The sequence below is a fragment of the Oscillibacter sp. genome (assembly GCF_032060045.1).
Classification (GTDB): Bacteria; Bacillota; Clostridia; order Oscillospirales; family Oscillospiraceae; genus Oscillibacter.
This window is the reverse complement of sequence record NZ_DAMBZJ010000001.1, coordinates 140,328-161,263: the sequence shown is the minus strand read 5'-3', so window position 1 is coordinate 161,263 and position 20,936 is coordinate 140,328. Positions and strand designations below refer to the sequence as shown.

Annotated in this window: 21 protein-coding genes and 1 pseudogene; 8 read left to right on the top strand and 14 right to left on the bottom strand. The window is 53.0% G+C overall.

Going from position 1 to position 20,936, the window contains the following annotated elements; all coding sequences use genetic code 11:
• The first annotated feature begins 607 nt into the window (after positions 1-607).
• Together RT018_RS00730 and RT018_RS00725 are read left to right on the top strand one after the other, a co-directional pair.
• A complete protein-coding gene (locus RT018_RS00730) occupies positions 608-2,209 on the top strand; it encodes a CTP synthase (protein WP_312938608.1) in 1,602 nt (533 codons plus the stop codon).
• Positions 2,210-2,265: 56 nt separating this feature from the next.
• Positions 2,266-3,339: an aminopeptidase P family protein gene (locus tag RT018_RS00725; RefSeq protein WP_312938607.1), complete on the top strand. Its 1,074-nt coding sequence runs from the start codon at positions 2,266-2,268 to the stop codon at positions 3,337-3,339.
• A 116-nt stretch (positions 3,340-3,455) separates the two neighbouring features.
• Here RT018_RS00725 and pta read toward each other — a convergent pair whose 3' ends face one another.
• Complete coding sequence (pta, locus tag RT018_RS00720) at positions 3,456-4,433, bottom strand: phosphate acetyltransferase (protein ID WP_312938606.1); 978 nt, start codon at positions 4,431-4,433, stop codon at positions 3,456-3,458.
• 304 nt (positions 4,434-4,737) lie between these two features.
• Here pta and RT018_RS00715 point away from each other — a divergent pair, with 304 nt between their 5' ends.
• The gene (locus RT018_RS00715; protein ID WP_312938605.1) at positions 4,738-4,899 is read left to right on the top strand and encodes a hypothetical protein; all 162 of its coding nucleotides are present in this window, start codon (positions 4,738-4,740) and stop codon (positions 4,897-4,899) included.
• Between the two features lie 96 nt (positions 4,900-4,995).
• On the opposite strand, the gene RT018_RS00710 is transcribed toward RT018_RS00715, so the two are convergent.
• From RT018_RS00710 to RT018_RS00700, 3 genes are all read right to left on the bottom strand, one after another.
• Positions 4,996-5,541 carry a hypothetical protein gene (locus RT018_RS00710; protein WP_312938604.1) on the bottom strand — a complete coding sequence of 182 codons (546 nt, stop codon included), beginning with the start codon at positions 5,539-5,541 and terminating at the stop codon, positions 4,996-4,998.
• Positions 5,523-5,900 (bottom strand): hypothetical protein, encoded by a 378-nt coding sequence (locus tag RT018_RS00705; RefSeq protein ID WP_312938603.1) that lies wholly within the window; start codon positions 5,898-5,900, stop codon positions 5,523-5,525. Before RT018_RS00705 ends, RT018_RS00710 begins: the two co-directional genes overlap by 19 nt.
• A gap of 292 nt (positions 5,901-6,192) precedes the next feature.
• Positions 6,193-7,602 (bottom strand): PLP-dependent aminotransferase family protein, encoded by a 1,410-nt coding sequence (locus tag RT018_RS00700; protein ID WP_312938602.1) that lies wholly within the window; start codon positions 7,600-7,602, stop codon positions 6,193-6,195.
• A 208-nt stretch (positions 7,603-7,810) separates the two neighbouring features.
• On the opposite strand from RT018_RS00700, the gene RT018_RS00695 reads away from it, so the two are divergent.
• Complete coding sequence (locus tag RT018_RS00695; RefSeq protein ID WP_312938601.1) at positions 7,811-8,179, top strand: pyridoxamine 5'-phosphate oxidase family protein; 369 nt, start codon at positions 7,811-7,813, stop codon at positions 8,177-8,179.
• Between the two features lie 380 nt (positions 8,180-8,559).
• Here the strand turns inward: RT018_RS00695 and RT018_RS00690 are convergent, their stop codons facing one another.
• The 4 genes from RT018_RS00690 to RT018_RS00675 all read right to left on the bottom strand — a co-directional run bounded on the left by RT018_RS00690 (position 8,560) and on the right by RT018_RS00675 (position 11,958).
• Positions 8,560-9,303 (bottom strand): sulfite exporter TauE/SafE family protein, encoded by a 744-nt coding sequence (locus tag RT018_RS00690; protein WP_312938600.1) that lies wholly within the window; start codon positions 9,301-9,303, stop codon positions 8,560-8,562.
• Positions 9,304-9,633: 330 nt separating this feature from the next.
• Positions 9,634-10,398 (bottom strand): acyl-CoA dehydratase activase, encoded by a 765-nt coding sequence (locus RT018_RS00685; RefSeq protein ID WP_312938599.1) that lies wholly within the window; start codon positions 10,396-10,398, stop codon positions 9,634-9,636.
• A gap of 16 nt (positions 10,399-10,414) precedes the next feature.
• Positions 10,415-10,687, bottom strand: a complete 273-nt coding sequence (locus tag RT018_RS00680; protein WP_312938598.1) for a DUF3343 domain-containing protein — start codon at positions 10,685-10,687, stop codon at positions 10,415-10,417.
• On the bottom strand, positions 10,687-11,958 hold the full coding sequence (locus RT018_RS00675; RefSeq protein ID WP_312938597.1) for a double-cubane-cluster-containing anaerobic reductase: 1,272 nt from the start codon (positions 11,956-11,958) through the stop codon (positions 10,687-10,689). Before RT018_RS00675 ends, RT018_RS00680 begins: the two co-directional genes overlap by 1 nt.
• Before the next feature lie 336 nt (positions 11,959-12,294).
• Here RT018_RS00675 and RT018_RS00670 point away from each other — a divergent pair, with 336 nt between their 5' ends.
• Positions 12,295-12,996, top strand: coding sequence for a heparan-alpha-glucosaminide N-acetyltransferase (locus tag RT018_RS00670; RefSeq protein WP_312938596.1), 702 nt, complete (start codon positions 12,295-12,297; stop codon positions 12,994-12,996).
• A 203-nt stretch (positions 12,997-13,199) separates the two neighbouring features.
• Here the strand turns inward: RT018_RS00670 and RT018_RS00665 are convergent, their stop codons facing one another.
• Complete coding sequence (locus RT018_RS00665; protein WP_312938595.1) at positions 13,200-13,967, bottom strand: glucose 1-dehydrogenase; 768 nt, start codon at positions 13,965-13,967, stop codon at positions 13,200-13,202.
• Positions 13,968-14,183: 216 nt separating this feature from the next.
• Positions 14,184-15,047 (bottom strand): nitroreductase family protein, encoded by an 864-nt coding sequence (locus RT018_RS00660; protein WP_312938594.1) that lies wholly within the window; start codon positions 15,045-15,047, stop codon positions 14,184-14,186.
• Positions 15,048-15,319: 272 nt separating this feature from the next.
• Between RT018_RS00660 and RT018_RS00655 the strand changes: the two genes are divergently transcribed.
• Positions 15,320-15,667, top strand: coding sequence for a hypothetical protein (locus tag RT018_RS00655; RefSeq protein ID WP_312938593.1), 348 nt, complete (start codon positions 15,320-15,322; stop codon positions 15,665-15,667).
• 91 nt (positions 15,668-15,758) lie between these two features.
• Here the strand turns inward: RT018_RS00655 and RT018_RS00650 are convergent, their stop codons facing one another.
• Positions 15,759-16,157, bottom strand: coding sequence for a bacteriohemerythrin (locus tag RT018_RS00650; protein WP_312938591.1), 399 nt, complete (start codon positions 16,155-16,157; stop codon positions 15,759-15,761).
• Between the two features lie 548 nt (positions 16,158-16,705).
• On the opposite strand from RT018_RS00650, the gene RT018_RS00645 reads away from it, so the two are divergent.
• Positions 16,706-17,173: an ATPase P gene (locus tag RT018_RS00645; RefSeq protein WP_312938590.1), complete on the top strand. Its 468-nt coding sequence runs from the start codon at positions 16,706-16,708 to the stop codon at positions 17,171-17,173.
• A gap of 279 nt (positions 17,174-17,452) precedes the next feature.
• Positions 17,453-18,811 carry a solute carrier family 23 protein gene (locus tag RT018_RS00640; protein WP_312938589.1) on the top strand — a complete coding sequence of 453 codons (1,359 nt, stop codon included), beginning with the start codon at positions 17,453-17,455 and terminating at the stop codon, positions 18,809-18,811.
• Positions 18,812-19,156: 345 nt separating this feature from the next.
• On the opposite strand, the gene RT018_RS00635 is transcribed toward RT018_RS00640, so the two are convergent.
• The 3 genes and pseudogenes from RT018_RS00635 to RT018_RS00625 all read right to left on the bottom strand — a co-directional run.
• Positions 19,157-20,026, bottom strand: coding sequence for a 4Fe-4S cluster-binding domain-containing protein (locus RT018_RS00635; RefSeq protein ID WP_312938588.1), 870 nt, complete (start codon positions 20,024-20,026; stop codon positions 19,157-19,159).
• Positions 20,023-20,610: a thymidine kinase gene (locus RT018_RS00630; RefSeq protein ID WP_312938587.1), complete on the bottom strand. Its 588-nt coding sequence runs from the start codon at positions 20,608-20,610 to the stop codon at positions 20,023-20,025. The genes RT018_RS00635 and RT018_RS00630 overlap by 4 nt, the downstream gene beginning before the upstream one ends.
• A 16-nt stretch (positions 20,611-20,626) precedes the next feature.
• Positions 20,627-20,936, bottom strand: a pseudogene (locus tag RT018_RS00625) (PF20097 family protein); the annotation flags it as partial.

The window sequence follows — 20,936 nt, the reverse complement described above, 5'->3', positions numbered from 1 at the left end:
CAAAGCTATAAAAAACGGCCCCGTCCAAAGGACGGAGCCGCCTTCCATACAAAAAGCAAAACTCGGTCTTTCAGTCGGTTTCCCACTTTAAAGCAGTGCAATAACGGCCCGCAAAGCGGACCTTGGTAAAGTAACGATAGGAAAAGGAGGCAATCATTGTTTGGCTCATGGAAAAGCGCTCCTTTCTGCCGTTTACCGGTCTTACACTCCGAATTTCTTTTACAGTATATAGCTTTAAATGGCTAAATTCAATTGTCATTTCATCTAAAATAGGTGCCATATTTTTTTCTGAATTTTACAAATCCATAAAAACAACGGGAAATTCCCGCTCCTCGTTGACAAGTGGGTCAGAATGCGATATAAGTATAACGTATTTTTTACAGCGTGCCCCGGCGGATGGAGCGCAGCGCTTCGTCGGTTTGGAGCAGCAATCCGCGGCGGGAAGACGCGCGTGGACCCGTCCTGAAAATCAAAGACCGCAGACCGTGGATTGCGCTGAAGCCCTTGTAAATCGGGGCCCCTTCACCGCAAACTATCCACGGTGTTTTTATTTTTTTGGCGGAAAGACAGCAAAACGGAACAATCGGAAAGGAACAGGTGAACGGCTATGGCGACAAAATTTGTATTTGTGACCGGCGGTGTGGTGTCGGGCCTTGGGAAAGGCATCTGCGCCGCGTCTCTGGGGCGGCTTTTGAAACAGCGGGGCGTACGGGTGCGAAACCAGAAATTTGACCCTTATTTCAATGTGGACCCCGGCACCATGAGCCCCTATCAACATGGCGAGGTTTTCGTCACCGACGACGGGGCGGAGACGGATCTGGACCTGGGCCACTACGAGCGGTTTGTGGACGAGACGCTGACGGGAAACGCCTCCGTCTCCTCCGGCAAAATCTACTGGTCCGTTTTAAACCGCGAGCGCCGGGGAGACTATCTGGGTGCCACGGTGCAAATCATCCCCCACATCACCGATGAGATTAAGGCCCGCATCTACGCCATGGCCGACGAGGGGGTGGACGTGGTCATCTGCGAAATCGGCGGCACCGTGGGCGACATTGAATCCCAGCCCTTTCTTGAAGCCATCCGTCAGGTGGCTGCAGAACAGCCCCAGGGCAGCGTGGTGTTCATCCATGTGCCTCTCATCGTTCAGATTCCTGGCAGCAGCGAGCTGAAAAGCAAGCCCACTCAGCACTCTGTCAAGGAGCTTTTGTCCTTGGGCATTCAGCCGGATATTTTAGTATGCCGATGCGACACGCCCATCAGCGACGACATACGCCGGAAAATTGCCCTATTTTGCAACGTAAGTCCCGACTGCGTGATACAAAACGCCACGGCTCAGACGCTTTACGAGGTTCCTCTTCTGCTTCAGAAGGAAGGGCTGGACGAGGCGGTTTGCCGCCGTCTGGGATTGATTACGCCACAGCCCGACCTGCGGGAATGGGCCGCCATGGTCCGCCAGGAGAAGGCCGCCAAACAGCGGGTGGAAATCGCGCTGGTTGGGAAATATACCCAACTTCACGACGCATATCTTTCCGTTGTGGAGTCTTTGAACCACGCGGGCATTGCAAACAGCGCGGTGGTGGATATCCGCTGGATTGATTCCGAGACGGTGACGAAGGAAACCGCACCAGAAATTCTGGCGGGCTGCGCAGGCATTCTGGTCCCCGGCGGCTTTGGAGACCGGGGCATTGAAGGAATGATCGCCGCCGTGCAGTACGCCCGGGAAAACGGCGTGCCATTCTTTGGCATCTGCCTTGGAATGCAGATGGCGGTCATCGAATTTGCCCGCCACATTGTGGGGAAACTCGACGCAAACTCATCCGAGTTTTCGGAAACCACATCTTATCCTGTCATCGCCCTGATGCCCGATCAGGTGAATGTAACCGAAAAGGGCGGCACCATGCGCCTTGGAAAATACCCCTGTATGCTGACGAACGGCACCCGAAGCCACAAGCTTTACGGCGCGGAGGAGATTTCAGAGCGCCACCGGCATCGGTACGAGTTTAACAACGCCTGCCGTGCGGAGCTGGAGGCCCGGGGCATGACCCTGGCGGGCCTGTCCCCGGATGGCAGACTGGTGGAAATTGTGGAGCTTCCCGAACACCCTTGGTTTGTGGGCGCGCAGTTCCATCCGGAGTTTAAAAGCCGGCCCGACCGGCCCCATCCCCTGTTTTACGGCTTTGTACAGGCCGCCGTGGAACAACAGGGTTAACGCCCGCCCATAGGCGGAGCAAGCACACTGCCCGCAGGCATGAAAGGAAGGGTTTTATGAATCATTTCAGCCGGATTGCACAGGCACTGGAAGCCCGAGGTCTGGACGCCATGCTGCTCACCGGAGAGGCCAACCGGTTTTACGCCTCAGGCTTCCGCTCCTCCGGAACGGACGGGGCCGCACTCATAACCAACGGCAAAACTTACTATTTCACCGACGCGCGCTATACCGAAGCAGCGGCACGGGTTGTGGAACACGCTGAAATTCGAGAGGTCCGGCCCGGGCGGAGCTATACGGTCCTGATTAACGAAGCCCTTGCAGAGCAGGGCGCGAACATCGTCGGCTTTGAAGACGCGTATATGACCGTTGCGGACTATGAGGGATACCGCAAAGCGCTTCACTGCGAGCTGACTCCTGCAACGGACTTGCTTTTCGCTCTGCGCCGCGTGAAGGACGAAGAGGAGCAGTCGGCGTTAATATCCGCCCAGCGCATTGCCGAGCAGGCGCTGGAGGATATTCTAAAGGAAATCCGCCCCGGCAAAACAGAGAAGGAAATTGCCGCACGACTGCAATACCTCATGCTGCACTACGGCGCGGAGGACATGTCTTTTGACCCCATCGTGGTGTCCGGCCCCAACGGGAGCCTCCCCCACGGGGTCCCCAGTCTTCGGGAAATCCAAAACGGTGAATTTGTCACCATGGACTTTGGCTGTATCTTCCATGGCTACTGCTCAGACATGACCCGCACCGTGGCGGTGGGAAGCGCATCGGAGGAGATGCGCCGGGTGTACGAAACCGTACTGGCGGCCCAGAAGGCAGGAATCGCCGCCGCTGCGGCGGGCGTGACGGGCCAGGCCGTGGACGGGGCGGCGCGGCAGGTTATTGAGGACGCGGGCTATGGCAACTATTTCAGCCACAGCTTCGGTCACGGTGTGGGGGTGGAAATTCACGAGTCTCCCAACGCCTCTGCCCGGAATGAGGAGCCTTTGCCCGCCGGAGCGGTCATCTCGGCGGAGCCGGGGATTTACCTGCCGGGACAGCTGGGTGTGCGCATCGAGGACGTGATTATTCTGAAGGACGGGGGCTGCACCGACATTACCCTCGCACCCAAGGAGCTGCTTGTCCTGTAACGCTCCTCTCCCTGTCAAGTACTGTGTCGCAAGCTCTTTTAGGATATTGACGTAAAAAACACGGACGCCGATGGCGTCCGTGTTTTTTATTGATTAAAGCCGCTTAAGGCTTATTTTCACTCCACAAGGCCGGCGGTGATGATGGCCATGGAATAGACCTCCTGTGCATTGCAGCCGCGGGAAAGGTCGTTGATGGGGGCGTTCAGACCCTGAAGAATGGGGCCGTATGCCTCAAAGGAGCCCAAACGCTGCGCAATCTTATAGCCGATGTTGCCGGCGTTGATGTCCGGGAAAATGAAGGTGTTGGCATGGCCGGCCACCGTGGAATCGGGGCACTTGGTGTGGGCCACGTGGGGAGAAACAGCCGCGTCAAACTGCATCTCGCCATCCATGGAAAGCTCCGGTGCGGCGGCATGGGCCTTGAGATAGGCACCCCGCATCCGGTCCACATCTTCGCCCTTGCCGGAACCCAGCGTGGAGTAGCTTAAAAATGCAATCTTGGGATCAATGCCAAACTGTTGGGCAGTGGCGGCAGTTTCCAACGCAATTTCCACCAACTCGTCCTCGGTGGGCTTGATGTTGATGGCGCAGTCGCCCATGGCCAGAACCTCGCGGTCGCCGGTGGCGGAAGGCCGGACCAGAATGAAGCAGGAGGAGACAATCTTGCTGCCCGGTTTGGTCTTGATGATCTGCAGCGCGGGGCGAACCGTGTCTGCGGTGGAATAGGTTGCGCCGCCAAGCAACGCATCCGCATAGCCCATCTTCACCAGCATGGTGCCGAAGTAGTTGGGCTGCTTAAGCAGCTTGCGGCACTGCTCTTCGTCCATTTTGCCTTTGCGCAGCTCCATCAGCAGCGCCACCATCTTCTCCATGTCGGCAAAGTCCGCCGGATTGATAATCTCAGCGCCCCGGATATTGAAGCCGATGTCCTCGGCCACGGCGGTAATCTCCTCCGGGACGCCCACCAGCACGGGGGTAAGGAACGTTCCGGACAGCAGACGGGCGGAAGCCTCCAGCACGCGGGGATCCGTTCCCTCAGTGAAGACAATTTTGCGGGGATTTGCTTTCAGCTTTTTGATTAGAAATTCAAACATGCATTTTTCCTCCAATAAATTACCAAAACAGCGATTTTCATGGTACTTTTACATTACTTCTCATTATACACAACTCAAAAAGCCGGTCAACCAAAAATTTTAAAAATTCAGAAAAAAGCCGACGAAAAATTCCCTCTGCTTGCGTATTTTTTCGTGAACTCTGAATGATACCCCGCCGCAAGCCTTCGCAGACGCACTGCGTCCTACAAGAAAACGCTTTCCGCAGCCCTTCGCATGGGAAAGACGGCTTTCGGGCAGACTAATTCTGCGCAGGTCTCACCTGAACGAAAAGGGAGGAGTTTTTATGAAAAAGCGGCAAAGTCGCGCAAATACCAGTCAAAAGCCCATGGAGCAGGCCCAGACCATGACAGAGTTCTCCTCGCAGCAGGCCGACCCGCAGGGGAGTTACACCGGCCGTCCGGTGGACCCCCTCGATCTGCCGGTACAGGACGCGGACGACCTGTGAGGCAAGACCGATTTCGATTGAATCTACAAACCGCCCCGCCAAACGGCGGGGCGGCACAAAAATATTTTAAAGTCCCGGTCTGCGGTTTAAATTAAATTAGCTCGCTGTGAAGGTAAGGTCGCCGGTTTCAATAGGCAAGCCTGCATAGTTGGCGTCTGTCAGGTTAATGGTTCTCAAGGCCGCCAGCGGGTTGGCAACTTCCACGGTTTCCGTGGAGGTGGTCATGGTCAGGTTTTTAAGGGTAGCGTCAAATTCATGGTCATCCGCAGAGAGGGTCTGGCGATAGTAGATCGTCGGCGCCCCTGTGTCCGCGAAGGGAACAAAAGGAAATTCGGCGTTTCCGCCTGCGACGGAAACAACCGGATCCCCATAAGCCGTGCCGGCGGAATCACACCGGACAAAGGTTGCACCCACCACGGCGGTCCCGCCGGATGTGCCTTCCTCTGTGACATGGAGCGTCAGGGTGCCGGTGGCTGCGACCTCAAAACCATAGGTGTCGGTACCGGCTGAAATGACTTGGGTATTCGGGTCAATCGAAACGTTGTTATACCCGCCCACATCGGCGGTAACGGCGTAAGACCCATTTAGGATTCTGCTGGAGCCTTCGCCGTCGATAATATTGACTACATAGGGACTCGCCATAATTGAATATCTCCTTTTTGAATTGGTAGGCCGCCGTAGTTTTGGTCAGTCAGACGAAAAGAGGCCATTGTGAAACCAGGCTTCAAAAGGAAAAAGTTAAACAGGAAATATACAGTATAAGACCTGTCGGGGTAAAAAAACAGCCATTTTGTGGCGGCCATGGGACTCAGCCAGTCCTTCGCGCGCACGCGTATCCGGTGTTCTCCGGGAGAGCACACATGAAATGCCGCTGTCCCATCCCAAGCGGTTTTTCCTTGGTAAACCATTTGATCATCCGCATCAAGCACAGCAATCTCAAAATTGCCCATCCTGCGCGGAGAGAGACACCTCACTGTAATATACCCTCGTTTATCACTCATAAACACACCTCGCGCTTACTGGTCTGCGTTACCCAATATCAGCATATGCGAATTTACCATGGTTGTGAGCCGTCGAAAAGGCGGCATATATCCCGGCAAGGTTGTCCTGTTTACAGCGATTCTCATAGAATGGGATGAAGGCACAATTATCCTTGAATTATTGAAATATGCCACAGACAGCATGATAATTGGCTCCAGGGTGTGCCAAGAGGGGTAAATAATGGGTCATGTTATACAGGATATCAGCAAACTTAAAAACTAGCGCTAAAAATAGAAAAGATGCAAGGTTTTTTCATGCCTTCCACGCTTGCGCCAATTTCTTTATTCCTTCAACAATGTCCGTTTCGGATAAGTTCCCGAAGCCTAATAACACCATATTATTGGAGTAGTTCTCGGGGTTTAACCAAAATGTCGATACTGGATGGACCAAAACACCATGTTCTTTTGCTCTTTCAATCATTTCTCGTTCTGTTAATCCCTGTGATGATTCCAATAAAATGTGCAGGCCGGCATTCTTACCGTGAATTTTTACAATCCTACCCATTGTTTCCGAAATTAAATGAATCAGTAAATCGTGCTTTTTCTTATAGGCCACACATGTTTTCCTCAAATGGTTTTCCCAATATCCGGAGCTTATTAGTTCCTGAATGACTCTTTGCTCTAGTAAAGAAACCGGGGTTTGGTACATACCAAATTCTTTATGATACAGGTCTAACAGCTTTTGTGGCAATACCATATAACTTACGCGCAAGCTGGGGGATAGTGCTTTTGAAAAGGTGCCTATATAAACTACATTTTCATTGCCGGCTATGCTGATGATGGACGGAATCGGTCTGGAGTTGTAGCGAAGTTCACTATCGTAATCGTCTTCAATAATAAGGCCATCGTTTCGTTTCGCCCAGTCCAGCAGGAGCAATCTTTTTTGTATTGATGTTACAATGCCGTTTGGAAATTGATGGGAAGGTGTGACGTAGACAACTTTAGCAGATGCGTTTTCCAGCTCGCTAATCTTAAGTCCGTCATTTTCAATATGGACAGGCAGAAGCTGAAATCCGTTATTCGTAAATATATTTCTTGCACCGATGTAACCAGGTTCCTCTAATGCGATTTGAGTTGTTTTATTACGCAATAGCTGACACAGCAAGGACAATGCATACTCAAGGCCAGCGCATAAAATGATTTGATTTGCACTACAGGAAACGCCTCTGGATTTCAGCAAATACTCGGATAAATTATACCTTAATTCTAATTCTCCTTTTTTATCACAATATGTAGTCAGGTCTTCAGCGGTTAAGGATGATAAAGCCCTACTTGAAATTTTTCTCCAAATATTTAGCGGAAAGTTTTGGGCGCTTAGAAGTCCGAACTGAAAATTATGCGGGTATACAATAGACGGCTTGCTTTCCGGTCTCGAGCTTTTTATTGGTTTATTACATTTATCTTCATTTGTTAGGTAGGTTAAGCCATTCAGGTTTTGAACAATAAACCCGCTTCCAACTCTGCTGGTTACATAACCTTCCGAAGAAAGCTGCAAATAAGCATTTTCAACAGTATTTCTTCCAACCGCCAATGTTTGAGAAAGATGACGTGTAGATGGAAGTCTGGAGCCTTCAGGCAGAACGCCATTAATAATTTCCTGCTTAATCTGTTCGTAAATTTGCATATAGAGCGGTGAATCCGCATTATTATCAAGATTAATCATGGAATCGCCCTCCAAACAGTATCATTTTGTACTTTTTTATATGGATAAATATATAAATTCAATTTCATAGTACACCTGCTAAATTAATATGTCAAAGAATTTAGCAAGTCAAAGTGCATCCTATATAATTTTTGAAATTGGATATTTTAATAAAGACAGTTTGAGCTTATAATAGAATTAGAAAATTTTAGATTAAAGGAGAATAAATATGATCACTGAAAAATTTCTTGATGTTATTTCTCACGAGGGTGTTGTTGCCCTTGTAACGTGTGGGAGCGACGGCGCTCATGTGTCGAACACATGGAATTCCTTCTTGGTTATTAGAGATAATAAGCTCCTTATCCCGGCTGCAGGTATGCGTGAAACACAAAAGAACATTGCGCAAAACAATAACATTAAACTTACGTTGGGCAGCAGAGACGTCATGGGATACAAAAGCATGGGATCTGGTTTTCTTGTTGAAGGAACAGCCAAATTCCTTGAAAGCGGCGAGGAATATGATCTGATGAAAGAGAAGTTCCCATTCCTCAACAGAGTTCTTGAAGTTACTCCCCAATCAATTAAGCAAACACTATAATCTGTCAAATAGTATCACGTGGGAAACATAGACAAACAAGCAAGCTAAAAATCCGATGAACAATCGGGCATGCCGTCTTTGCTATAAGAGAAGGAACGCAGCTGATACGAGGAACGAAGTCTCTGCGCTGCAAAAAGAGTTGGAAGGTATGCGGAAAAGGGATTTAGAGCTTACTGTAATTTAAGACATAGTAAAAGGCGGACAGCCGAAGCTGTCCGCCTTTTAATCCGCATTTTTAGGCGATTCACAAAGTACCTTTATGAACGCCCGCCAAAAGGTGGGGCAATTTGATCTTTAACCAATGTCCGTCCGGCTTTTCCCCGCCGCGAAAGCACGTCTTCCACAAAAGGCACTTTTCCGGGGCGGCCTTTTCGCCTCGATCAGGCCTTTATGAAATTGGAGACAATGGTCCATATCCCCATGCACATGATAAAAATAAAGACCCAGGATTTAACCCTTGCCAAATCGGCCCGCTTATAGAGGCCAACGCGCCCCAGCCACAGTCCCAGCAGTAATCCCGCCGCTGCCATCAGCGACCAGATGAGTACCTGTCCAGTTACCTGCCCGTTGACGGCGCGCACGCCCACGGAGTACAGGTTGGTGGTCAGGAAGAAAAACTGAAGGGTTCCTACATACGCTTCCTTGCTCTCCAGCGTGCTCAGGCAGTAAAGCGCGGCCGGGGGCGCGCTGACAGAGAACAGCCCGCCGAACAGACCCGCCAGCGCTCCGGTGACGATTCCGGATTTTGGCGTGGCGGAGATGCGGGCTTTGTCGGCGGTCAGCAGATAGTAAAGCCCCACCAGCACCAGAAACAGGCCGAAAATGACGCTTAACACCAGTTTGGGCGCTCCCGCCGACCACACAGCGGCGAAGGGCATCACCACAAAATATGTCACAATCAGCCACACTACATGCTTTGGCCGCGCATCTTTCCGGTATTGGAGAAACATGGTGGACGACGCCACCAGTGACAGAACTGCACAAACCGTGGAGGCCACAGGGATGTTGGGCAAAAACAGCGGAAAAAACGCCATCACCACCGCCGCATAGCCAAACCCGATAGCTGCCTGCAAGAATCCGCCAGCAAAGGAAGCCAACACCAGCCAGAGAAACATGAGCTCCATATGGAAAGCCCTCCTCGACCGGCGGGTTTGCCGGTAGAATATGCCGGTAATCATGACGATCTGTGTGCCATTATAAATTCCACGCGTGAATGGGGTTATTGTAGCTGATATTCAGGCAAAAAGCAACGGTTCTCTCGCCCCTGCTTTTCTTGTAATGGGGCCCTAGAATTTTTACGCGCAGCTCCACGGAACAGGTCTTTTCCCTTTACACTGCGTGGAAACCAGGAACCTCTTTCCCAGTAGTATATGTCTTCGTCCCGTCCTGCCAGGAAACGCCGAAAAAGCCATGCCCTCTGTAAAAAGGGGCATAGCTTATTGCGGAATCGCCAGCTAGGAAAGGATTTCTCTTTGCGCCAGCAGTGCCGCACCGTAGGCCCCGGCATACCGGCCCTCCGGCAAGCAGCGGACGGTGTGGCGCAGTTTTTTTCCCAGTGCCTGGGCAAAAAAGGTCAAATGACTCAATCCGCCGGTGAGCAAAACCGTTTCTTCCAGCGGCAGCCGTTCGGCAAGCTGGGCCACCTTTTCCGCCACGCTGTCCACAATTCCGGCGGCGATGTCCTCCCGGGGATGGCCAGCGCCGATATAGCCGATAATCTCCGACTCTGCAAACACCGTGCACAAAGAGCTGATGGGCAGCACCTTCCCCCGCTCCGCCAGAGTAAACAGCGCATCAATTTCGCACTCCAGCCGGTTTGCCATGACCTCCACAAATTTCCCCGTCCCGGCGGAGCATTTGTCGTTCATCAGAAAATCGTCGGCCGCGCCGTCGCGGATATGGATGGCCTTGGTGTCCTGCCCGCCCACGTCGATCACCGTACAGGTGGGAAACTGGGCGGCGCAGCCGGCCGCAAAACAGGTGATTTCCGTAATCTGCTTTGCCGCGTAGTTCACCGCCCGGCGGCCGTAGCCGGTAGAGACGACCGCGGCTTCCTCTACCCGCACGCCCCGTTCCAGCAGGCGGCGGGCAATCTCCTTTGCCGTTTCCGGGCTGCTCCAGCCCGTGGGGAGTACAAACCGTGTCTCCCCCGGACCCAAAACCGCCACCTTGGCGGCGGTGGAGCCGATGTCAATTCCGACGCAGGTTCTCTCATTCATTCTTGCTTCTCCCAATTCAGCAGTAGCGGTCACGGTGGGGGTTGATCTGCCGGGGCAGAGCGACAATCCGGTCAATCTCCGCCTCCGACTCCGGAATGCAGCGCTCCAGCTCGGCAATGTCCTCTGCCCGCACCAGCAGGGATATCCCGCAGCAGGCGCTGGCCAGCCGGGGGGTGGGGGAAATCCGAACCGGAATCCCCCGCCCCCGAGCGTACTGGTAGAGTTTCAGCCCCTCGGTGTGATTCGGAAAGAGCACATAGTAATCCTGCTCCTCCCCATGCCCGTCCATTATTTCAGCATCTCCACAAATGCGCCGATGCGGGTGCGAAGCTGCTCGGCGTCCGTGTCGGTATAATCCGTCTCAAGGCCCAGCACGGGGATGCCACGCTCCTTCATGGCCCGCTCCACGTCCCGGCCCTCGGAGTCGTATAGTGTGCAGAACTTCAGGTTCGCGTCAATCACGCCGTCCACATGATAGGCCTCGGCAAGGCGCAGAATATCGTCGATGCGGCCCGTGTTGGGGGTAAAGCAGGCGCAGTTGTTCTTCATGTACCGGTCCGCCAGATTGTGAATCTGCTCATCCAGCGTAGTGCCGCTCTCGTCCACGAGATTCTCAAAATACCGTGTGCCCGTGCAGTTTTCCTCGCACACCACCGCCGCGCCGGAGGTTTCAATGATGTGATGCAGCTTCCAGTTGGGAATCGCCATGGGCGTGCCGGTGACGAGAATCCGCTTGGTTCCCTTGGGGAATACGCCCATACCGTCTTTGATGCGCTGCTCCAGCTCGTCGGCCAGCTTGTTGGCCATCTCGGCGCAGCGGACAGGGTCGTCGTAAAACGCAATCTGCATCATCAGCAACGCATCCTTGCCGCTGATGGGGGTGGGGTCGGCCTTGCGGCACTCAAACACCCGGGCAAGCGCCTTGCGCTTATTATTCAGCATTTTAATGGAAGCCGCCAGCTTTTCGGGAGTAATCGCGTTGCCGGTGAATTCTTCCACGGTTTGTAAAAAGGCGCGGATTTCATCCTCCCACTTCCGATAGTCCTGCTCCCGTTTCATTTGGGGCATGTCCATCACGTGAATGGGAACCTCTTCCTTCAAGATCTCCCACGCCTTCTTCTTTCCGTCGCAGGTCGTCTCCCCTACGTACATATCCGCAATGCGGAAGTAGGGGCAGGTCTTGCCGATCCGTGCGCCCACAGAGGCCTTAATCAGGGGACACATGTTTTTAGGCAGAACCTTCTCACCCGCGCCAACCCAAAACTGGGATCCACCGCACAGGCCGGTGGCGATGGCATCGGCGGCGAACACCACCTCGTCGGGCACGAAGATGCAGAATGTACCCAGCACCTTGCCGCCCTTTTTTTGGTGATCAATCAGTTCAGCAGGTCGAACGCCGTGTATCTCAGACACCACAAAGTCGTAAAACGCCATGCCCTCTGGGCGGTTCTCCTGAGAGAGATAGGTGTCGCCAAATGCGGCGGGAAGCACCTCGCACAGTTGGTCGTGCGTCTCCAAATCCATTCCCAAGCTCTTCCACATCTCACGATAATCTGCCATGACAATCCCCTCTTTTTCCTTAAATTACCCGACCCTATGTGCAGCTTGCCCATAGGGTCGGGCGCCATGGAGCCATTATATCATCAAAATTTTAGAAGCATCATTTTGTTTCGCAATACAGATCCTTTACTATCGAAATAATCAATAATAGCGCAACTATCTTTTCCTAAATTGCGCCTTCTGTTGATAAATGGTGTTGACGATTTAGCCTGAGATGGCCTAAAATAAAAATACCGGCACGGGAAACGCGCGGGCAGCCGCGCGGCGACTGGGACAGCGGCCCGGAACCGAGGGCGTCAACCCCTCGGCGGCGGTCCCTTCCCCACAAAGGAGAACATGGACAGAAGACAACAACAACCCAAGCGAATCTGGGAAGTGGATTTTTTACGGGGTGTGGCTTTGCTTGCCATGGTATACTACCACATCGTCTATGACCTGCGGGAATTTTTCGGCGTTCGCGTCAACTATTCCGACGGTGTGAACTTTTACGTGGGGAGAGGGTCTGCCCTGCTGTTCATGCTGCTGGCGGGACTTAGCTGCACTCTGGCCACAAAAAACGCAAAGCGCGGGCTAAAGGTGCTGGGACTGGGGCTGGTCATCACCGCAGCCACCGCGCTTTACGACCCCAGCCACGCCGTCACTTTTGGCATTTTGCACTTCTTGGGGACCAGTATGCTTCTCTACCCTCTGGTATCCCGATTGGGGCCGATTTTTCTGGCACTGCTTGGAACCGCAATTTTCTTTCTGGGCCGCCTGACAGCGCAGGCCCCAGTGTCGGTGGGCTTTCTGTTTCCTCTGGGGCTGCGGAGCGAAGGGTTTATCTCCTCTGACTATTACCCCCTGCTCCCGTGGTTTGGCGTGTTTTTGTGCGGTGCCGCTCTGGGAAAACTGTTGTACGCGGAAAAGCGCAGCCTGCTGAAAGCACCTCCGCCGGATATGCTGCTGCACAGGCTGGGAAGACACACGCTCCCAATCTATCTAATGCATCAGCCCATCATTATGCTGGTGCTCTTTCTACTTTCGCGCTTGACGGGGTAAAGTCCCGAACCCGCCCAGCATAAAAGCCGCCCGGCGAATCCCCACACAAGCGATTTGACCTTTGTAAATACGACAAAGCGGCTGAATCCTTTGATTCAGCCGCTTTTTTACGCTTTTCCGCTGACACCGGTAATCCAACGCTGGCTCGGTCTTAACGCATTTCTGCCGCCCATGCCACGTTGGCTCAGCCCCTGTGGAAGGACTCAGATGGTGGTCCAGCCGCCATCAATGGCCAGATACTGGCCGGTGGTATAGCTGGATGCGTCCGACGCGAAGTAGATCACCGCTCCGTCCAGCTCGCCGGGCTTGCCGGGCCTTCCCATAGGACAATAAGCCTGAACGGCCAGCTTGAACGCATCGGTCATGATGACCTCCTGCGTCATTTCGCTGGGGAAATAGGCGGGGCCGATGGCATTGACGGTGATGTTATGCTGCGCCCATTCATTGGCAAGGGCCTTTGTCAGCATCAGGACTCCACCCTTGGACGCACAATAGGCCGAGATGGGCGAGCCTGCCATGGCCACCACAGAGTGGATGGAGCCAAGATTGATTATCTTGCCGTAATTCTGCTCGATCATCACCTTGCCCACCTCACGGGCCATGTAGTATACTGCATCCAAATTGATCCGCGTGGTGGAAAGCCACTCCTCGTCGGTCTGCGTGGCGGCGGGAATTCCCTTGCCCACGCCTGCGTTGTTTACCAGAATATCAATTCTGCCAAATTCTTTTTTCACCGTATCAACCATGGCGGTAATCTGTTTAGAATCCGTCACATCACAGGTAACCGCAAAACAGCGCACGCCCATGGCTTCGATTTCCTGTTTTACCTGCTCCAGCCGGTCCGTCCGGCGGGCGGTAATGGCAATGTCCGCTCCCTGATTGGCCAATGCCTTTGCAAATTGAACGCCAAGGCCTGAGGAAGCGCCGGTAACCAAGGCCACGCGGCCTTTCAGATCGAAATAGTTTGTCATAAACAAAACCCCTTTCTTCATTTTTTCATTTGTAGGTTGGAGCTATTATAAGACATTTCTCGGTTTTTAAAAGAAACTATTTGTAAACTTTATCAATTTATCAAACAAAACTTTTTTCATATGCACCGCTGGGGAGAAAACGGTACCGTCCTCCCCCATAAAAAGGCCGGGCCCTGCAAGCATCAGCGCATGCAGAGCCCGGACGGGGACATTTGTTTACAGCTTGCAGGAGGCCACAACTCTGTATCCGGAGGGTAGGCCCAGATCCTTTTCATATGCGCCCATAGTCCAGGCGCGCTTTCCCAATGTCTGCCCCGCAACGGCGGCAAAGTGCAGCATCACGATTCCAAGGTTGAGTTTTTGCTCATTTTCATCCGTATAGGCGTCGTCTTTGGCAATCAGGACCACCGCTCCCCCATCCAGCACAAACCCGTAGGGCTGGCGGTTGAGATAGCTGGGGGCAAGGCTGGCGGCGTAAAGCGCCTGCCACAGAGGATGGTCCATATCGCCGATTTCCTCGTCCACTCCGGCCTTGTTGCCCCACTTGCCGGAAAACACCAGACTTTCAATTCCCAGACGAGGTGCATAAAACTCCCGCTTCACAGCATCCACCTTGGAGATGTTCTGAATGTTGAGGAAGACCCGTTTGGCAGCCTTTTTTTCAATGCCGAAGGCAGCCAAAGCCACCACGCGCCGCTCGGATTCGATTCCCAGCGCTTTCTTAACGGCCTCTCCATCCTTAAAGGTAAGCCAGCAGGTGCCCAAATTCAGCTCCGTCATGTGCAGAATGAGGTCCTCCGCAAGAAAGCCCGCGTTTTCGGCCATATACTCCGCCTCATCGGACAAAATTGCAAAATAATCGGCGTTTCCGATCATAAAATCGTTGTATCCGGCCGCACCCTTCAGCTTTTCCCGGGAGTCGGACCCGAACAGGCGAAGTTCCGTGCCAATGGAGGGGACAAGCCTGCCGCACTTGCTTTCGTAATACTCGTTTATCTCCTTCAGAGTGGTATCGGGTACCTTTGTATCCTGAAATTCCCGCACAGATTTGCGGTTTTGAATCATTGCGCTGTAATCCATAGTTTGATTCCTCCTGTCAATTTTTCAGCCTGTCTTTCCGGAGAATTTTAGGCATATTTTACTCTTCCAGTATTCACTGATTTTGGAAAAAAGTCAACCGTCAAATTCAATCAATCGGAAAAATGCATCTCCCAATCTCCGCAGTTTAAAAAAGCGGGTTCCTCCGGTCGCTTGGCGTTATCCCGCCACCGTCAGGAGCGCGATGAAGCGGGGCCACTCAAAAAGTTGCCCACAGCCGCAAAACGGCGAAGGACGGAATACCAAGCCGTGAAATGGCAATAGATATCCTCCTGCTGATAGATGGGAGCAATAATGCACTCGTCCAGCGTCTTTTTCTAAATGGCGGCGTTCAGTTTGCTGCGCTTGGCGGGGGCAATCTCCTTGGCGGCGTCCATCTAGGAACTACTATACGCAAGGATGTTGTTAACTGCGTCGGTATAGAAAAAGCAGTTTGCAAAGAATTTGCCGTAAGCCTGACCCAGGACTATCTGGCCCACGTGATAGCGGCAGGGGAGCCGTTGAGATACCTGGCCTCGGTCAGCAGGTTCTGGGCGGGCTACTCAACATCGTCCATGTATATCTTCCATGCGCCCTCGATGTCCATGCCGGAAAGGCTGTAGTACAGGTCCGTGCCGCCGGTTTTACAAAGTCAGTCGGGGAACAATATGGCAAAAGAGCCATGCAGACTCGTCTACATGGCTCTTTTGTAGTTCACTTCAGGGTTTGGGCAAATACGCCGATCTTCTTATCCATGGTGGAGATGTGCTTAGTCAGCCAGTCCAGCACCATTTGATTGGCCCCCAGAATGACCGACAAATTTCCGCCAGAGGCGGCATAGTCGCTGCGCAACTTGGCCAGCTCACTGATAAATAGCTGGTGCGCTTGCTTCTGCGCGTCATATTCCGGGTAGTGAATACTGAGCATATAGGTTTCCTCGTCCCGAAAATGCTGCTTTGTGTACGCATCCAGAAATTCCAGAAGCTCGCCGATATATTCCTTTGTGCGGTGCTCCCGTCCAGCCTGAAACAGCATTTCCGCTTTTTCAAACCAGAGCTTGTGCTGGTCGTCAATCTGACCTACACCGACAGACAAATTTGGCGTCCATGGCATACCCATCGTCTCCTTTTATTTAGATACGTTCATTATAATCAACAAGCAACGTTTTATCAAGTTTTTTTACCATATATTACAGAAAGCAACACGTTTCGCGCCCGCTGACAAGAACGGCCTTAAGCCCCCATTCCCTCAGGCGCAGCGCAAATTCTCAGTTTTTTCTCTGTTTGTGCATCTTTCTCACAAAAAACGTTTATTGATCTTGTATTCTTTCCTCTCAAACCGCCCTTTGGATTAGCCTCTTTGGTACATTCGTGCTCTTTGCTCAAACATGTTCAAAATTAGTTGGCCATAGCCACATATTACCGCAAATTGCGCTATACATCTTGACTTCATCTATAAATATGAATACTGTAGAGATTATCCTTCTATACAATTTTTAAGGTAACATCACCCAGACCTGCCGGATTGCCGACTTCACAGCCTGTTTCAACAACCGACGGTTGTTGGAATCTGGAGAAATGGACGCGCCGTTCCTCCAGCCCCGGCAGGAGGAGACTAGAGTCTTTTTAAACAGCGTCTACGACTGAATTGAAAGGAGCATTATGCTGAACATTGAAATTCCCGGCCGCGCGCCGGTTGAAATCGATCATGTGGTTTTGGATTACAACGGTACCATCGCCGTGGACGGGGCGCTTTTGCCCGGCATTACTGAGCGCATCGCAAAGCTGCGTGAGTCTGTCTCCGTCACCGTGCTCACGGCAGACACTTACGGAACCGTCCGGGCTCAGTGCGAGCCACTGGGCATTAAAGTGCAGACCTTCTCTCAGGCGGGGGCCGCCTTGTGTAAGGAAACCATTGTCCGGGGAATGGACGGGGAAATCTTGTGTATCGGCAACGGCTTTAATGATATCCAGATGTTTGACGCGGCTACACTACGCGTCGCCGTTTTGGAGCAGGAGGGTCTGTGCCCCGCCCTGCTGTCGCACGCTGACGTATTGGTATCTTCCCCGCTGGACGCGCTGGACCTGCTTCTAAAGCCCAACCGTCTGCGTGCCACGCTGCGCACCTAATCGCCAAATACCGGCACGCCGACGCTTGACGTGAAGGCGTGCCAATGGTTTGTTCATACTGTTTTCTTTTTTTGCTGGTTTTATATGGTAGAACGTGGAGTCAATATATAAAAAATATTTTTTATATCTAAAAAAAGTATTGCTTTTTAAAGGTCAACCTTCTATACTGATCAAAGGTTGATTTATTGGAATGTTACAAATAACTTTTGTTTCCCTTTTCGTATTTGGGACATTCCGCCGATTTTTCGGTTTGGCAAATAATTAAAAGGAGCTAGTAACATGATGAAAGTTTCCCGTTCGGAGGACGTCAGTGTAGAGAATGTCTACCGCCTGGACGGCCGGGTCCCCATCGGCAAAGCAATTCCCTTCGGCCTGCAGCATGTACTTGCCATGTTCGTGGCAAATGTGACACCGCTCATCATTATTGCATCCGTTGCCGTATACAATGGACAGCCCTTTACCGCCGTAGAAACGGCGCGTCTGATTCAGAACTGCATGATTATCGCCGGAATCGGAACCTTGATACAGCTTTACCCCATCGGATTTCTCGGCTCAGGTCTGCCGATTGTCATGGGCCTTAGCTTTACCTTCCTTGCCGCCTGTCTGTCGGCGGCGTCCAAGGACTATGGCATCATGGTCGGCTCCATAATCGTGGGCGGCGTCTTTGAGGGTGTCCTTGGCCTGACGGCGAAATACTGGCGCAGAATTATTACGCCGATTCTCTCCGCCTGCGTGGTGGTTTCCATCGGCCTGAGCATTCTGAGCGTGGGCGTTTCCTCCTTTGCCTCCTCCTCCGCATACCCGCTGGGCTCTTGGCAGAATCTGCTTGTGGCCGTCATTACCCTTGCCTCCGCGTTCATTTTCCACACCACGCTCAAGGGAATTGCCAAGCAGCTTTATGTCCTTTTTGGGATGATGGTGGGCTACATCGTTTCTATTTTCTTCGGCATGGTGGATTTTGACACAATGTCCTCCACCGTGCAGTCTCTCGGTGTGGTTGCCGTTCCGCAGCTGGGGGCGTTCAAGCCGCAGTTTGAAATCGGCTCCATTATCTCCTTTTGCCTTGTCTTCATCGTCTCCGCGGTGGAAACCATCGGCGACACCACCGCAACCTGCACCGGCGGTCTTGGCCGAGACATCACCGCCAAGGAGGTCTCCGGCTCTTTGTGTGTGGACGGCTTTATTTCCGCGATTTCCGGCGGCGTGTTCGGCTGTTCGCCCATCACCTCGTTCAGTCAGAATGTGGGACTGATCTCCATGACCCATGTGGTGAATCGCTTCTGCATCATGTTCGGTGCGCTGGCGATGATTCTTGGCGGCTTATTCCCGCCCATCGGCGCGTTTTTCACCACGCTTCCAGACTGCGTGCTGGGCGGCTGCACTGTTATCATGTTCGGTTCCATCATGATGTCCGGCATTAAGATGATGCATGAGGCAGGCATGAGCAACCGCAACACCCTGATCACCGCAACCTCCCTTTGCCTTGGCGTGGGCGTGACGCAGGTGGACGGATTTTTTGCTTACATGCCAAGCATAATCGGCGAGATTTTCGCGGACAACATGGTGGCTGGCGTGTTTGTTGTGGGGCTGATTCTGGAAATCTTCCTGCCCAAGGATCCTAAGCGCTACGAGAGTTAAGCCACCGGTCCGTTCATAAAAGATTCTCCGCCCCTGAAGGGCATGACGGAACAGCGGGATCTGGGCGTATCAGGATCTGGGCGCATGGCATCCAACGCAGCATTCGTCCACACAGCGTTCCTTTCAATCAATCGCAGAGGTGCGTAGGAAGCGAAAGACACACCGAAAGCCAATAAAAAGAAGCCCAGCAAAAGCCGACCACACAAATCGGCTTTTGCTGGGCTTTACAATGCTGCGCAAAGTAAAACAGCGGATACAGCGCGCAAACATTCTTCAACCGTTTTGCTTTCCGGTAACCCCTCTCTTTGTGTGACCGTTCAACAGGCCATCAAACACGATTCCGCCTCAGATTCCGGAACAGTCGAAGTCCGGCGTGTATTCCTCTTTGGCCGAGGTGCGCTCCTGCACATAGCCATCGGCAATTCCGCAGTTTTCCATATACTGCGCGGCAGCGGTATATTCCGCCCTTGTCACCCGGCGAGCAAGAGTCCCCTTCGCGCCCGGCTGGGGCGTGTACTGGGCCATCAGGGAGAACAGAACATCCCCCGGCTGAAAGGCGGACGACACCCAGTCCAGCACCCGGCGGGTGTTTTCCAGTTCCCCCGGAAGCACCAGATGGCGGATCAGAACTCCGGATTTCAGCCGCCCATTCTCCATTTGATATGGCCCCGTCTGGCGGAACATCTCTAGAATCGCGGCCTTGGCCCAGTGGAAATAGTCTTCCGCGCCAGAGTATTCCTTGGCGGGGCCGGACAGTGCATATTTTAAATCCGGCAGGTAAATCTGCACCTTTCCCTCCAGCAGTCCCAGCGTCTCGGGCTTTTCATAGCCGCCGGAGTTCCACACCACGGGGACCGGCAAAGGCCTTTCCAGCGACTCGGCCACGGCAGGCGTAAAGTGGGTGGGGGTTACAAGGTCGATGCACGCTGCGCCCTGTGCAATCAGCTCTTCATAGATCTCCCGCAGGCGGGAAACACTCACAGGCTTCCCCCAGTCGCATTGCGAAATACTTCCGTTCTGGCAGAAACTGCACCGCAGATTGCAGCCAGAGAAAAAGATGCAGCCCGCGCCCCGCGCCCCCACAAGACATGGCTCCTCCCACAGGTGGAGCATCGCTTTCGCCGCCACGGGCGTCAGCGGCATGGCGCACACGCCTCCGGAAACGGTCTCCGTCCGCTCGGCCCGGCAGCTCCGGGGGCAAATGCTGCAAATCACGGTTGCTCCGCCTTGAAATCGGGGCCAAGGTCCCCCTCCCGCCAGTGGCGGCGGCACAGGCCGATGTACTGGTCGTTGGCCCCCAGCACCACCTGTGCCCCCTCTTTCAACACCCGGCCCTGCTTGTCAAATCGGGCGTTAAACGAGGCTTTTTTGCCGCACCAGCAGATGGTTTTCACCTCTTCGATTTTATCCGCCATCACCAGCAGCTCCTCGCTGCCGGGAAAAAGGTCTCCTTTAAAATCCGCCCGCAGTCCATAGCAGATAACGGGGATCCCCGCGTCATCCACCAGAGAGACGAGATAATCCACCTCCTCTTTCGTGAGAAACTGGGCCTCATCCACAATGATACAGGCGTTTTGCTGCAATTCCATGGGGTTAATTTGCTGCATCTCATCAAAGTAGATGCAGGGATATTTCAATCCGATACGGGAGGACACCATATGGTCCCCGTCCCGCAAATCCAGCCGAGGCTTCACCAGAAGCACCTGCTGGCCCCGCTCCTCATAGTTGAAGCGGGTCATCAGTGCGTTTGCCGTTTTGCTGGAGCCCATGGCCCCGTATTTAAAATAAAGCTGTGCCATGCAGTTGTCTTCTCCCTTATGTCTCTTCGTTGTTGTTCTCCGGGTGACCTTCTTCACGCTCCGCCGCGTCCGCACTCACCTGCTCGTCCCAGGAGAGGGCGGACGCAGCATAAGCCCCGATGCCCAGCGGCCGCTCCAGCAGGAGTGTGTCCAACACCATTTTGTGGCATTTTTCGCAATGCCATGTAGTTTTATACGAACAAAGATCTCCCTCATTCAGCATATCCACAGACGCACTGGGAGCGGTGAGCGCACTGGGAATGCTAAAAAATTTAGGCTTTTTCCGATACCAGCGTGTACCGTCCCGTCCACCCCGTAGATAGCCC

What these genes read in the sequence shown, in the direction of transcription:
- RT018_RS00660 (WP_312938594.1), bottom strand. Translation starts at nt 15,047, where the DNA reads ATGGATTACAGCGCAATGATTCAAAACCGCAAATCTGTGCGGGAATTT.
- RT018_RS00700 (WP_312938602.1), bottom strand. Translation starts at nt 7,602, where the DNA reads ATGATTAATCTTGATAATAATGCGGATTCACCGCTCTATATGCAAATT.
- RT018_RS00680 (WP_312938598.1), bottom strand. Translation starts at nt 10,687, where the DNA reads ATGGACGGGCATGGGGAGGAGCAGGATTACTATGTGCTCTTTCCGAAT.
- RT018_RS00705 (WP_312938603.1), bottom strand. Translation starts at nt 5,900, where the DNA reads ATGAGTGATAAACGAGGGTATATTACAGTGAGGTGTCTCTCTCCGCGC.
- RT018_RS00645 (WP_312938590.1), top strand. Translation starts at nt 16,706, where the DNA reads ATGCTGAACATTGAAATTCCCGGCCGCGCGCCGGTTGAAATCGATCAT.
- RT018_RS00675 (WP_312938597.1), bottom strand. Translation starts at nt 11,958, where the DNA reads ATGGCAGATTATCGTGAGATGTGGAAGAGCTTGGGAATGGATTTGGAG.
- RT018_RS00710 (WP_312938604.1), bottom strand. Translation starts at nt 5,541, where the DNA reads ATGGCGAGTCCCTATGTAGTCAATATTATCGACGGCGAAGGCTCCAGC.
- RT018_RS00725 (WP_312938607.1), top strand. Translation starts at nt 2,266, where the DNA reads ATGAATCATTTCAGCCGGATTGCACAGGCACTGGAAGCCCGAGGTCTG.
- RT018_RS00650 (WP_312938591.1), bottom strand. Translation starts at nt 16,157, where the DNA reads ATGCCATGGACGCCAAATTTGTCTGTCGGTGTAGGTCAGATTGACGAC.
- RT018_RS00640 (WP_312938589.1), top strand. Translation starts at nt 17,453, where the DNA reads ATGATGAAAGTTTCCCGTTCGGAGGACGTCAGTGTAGAGAATGTCTAC.
- RT018_RS00670 (WP_312938596.1), top strand. Translation starts at nt 12,295, where the DNA reads ATGGACAGAAGACAACAACAACCCAAGCGAATCTGGGAAGTGGATTTT.
- RT018_RS00630 (WP_312938587.1), bottom strand. Translation starts at nt 20,610, where the DNA reads ATGGCACAGCTTTATTTTAAATACGGGGCCATGGGCTCCAGCAAAACG.
- RT018_RS00655 (WP_312938593.1), top strand. Translation starts at nt 15,320, where the DNA reads ATGGCAATAGATATCCTCCTGCTGATAGATGGGAGCAATAATGCACTC.
- RT018_RS00690 (WP_312938600.1), bottom strand. Translation starts at nt 9,303, where the DNA reads ATGGAGCTCATGTTTCTCTGGCTGGTGTTGGCTTCCTTTGCTGGCGGA.
- RT018_RS00665 (WP_312938595.1), bottom strand. Translation starts at nt 13,967, where the DNA reads ATGACAAACTATTTCGATCTGAAAGGCCGCGTGGCCTTGGTTACCGGC.
- pta (WP_312938606.1), bottom strand. Translation starts at nt 4,433, where the DNA reads ATGTTTGAATTTCTAATCAAAAAGCTGAAAGCAAATCCCCGCAAAATT.
- RT018_RS00715 (WP_312938605.1), top strand. Translation starts at nt 4,738, where the DNA reads ATGAAAAAGCGGCAAAGTCGCGCAAATACCAGTCAAAAGCCCATGGAG.
- RT018_RS00730 (WP_312938608.1), top strand. Translation starts at nt 608, where the DNA reads ATGGCGACAAAATTTGTATTTGTGACCGGCGGTGTGGTGTCGGGCCTT.
- RT018_RS00695 (WP_312938601.1), top strand. Translation starts at nt 7,811, where the DNA reads ATGATCACTGAAAAATTTCTTGATGTTATTTCTCACGAGGGTGTTGTT.
- RT018_RS00685 (WP_312938599.1), bottom strand. Translation starts at nt 10,398, where the DNA reads ATGAATGAGAGAACCTGCGTCGGAATTGACATCGGCTCCACCGCCGCC.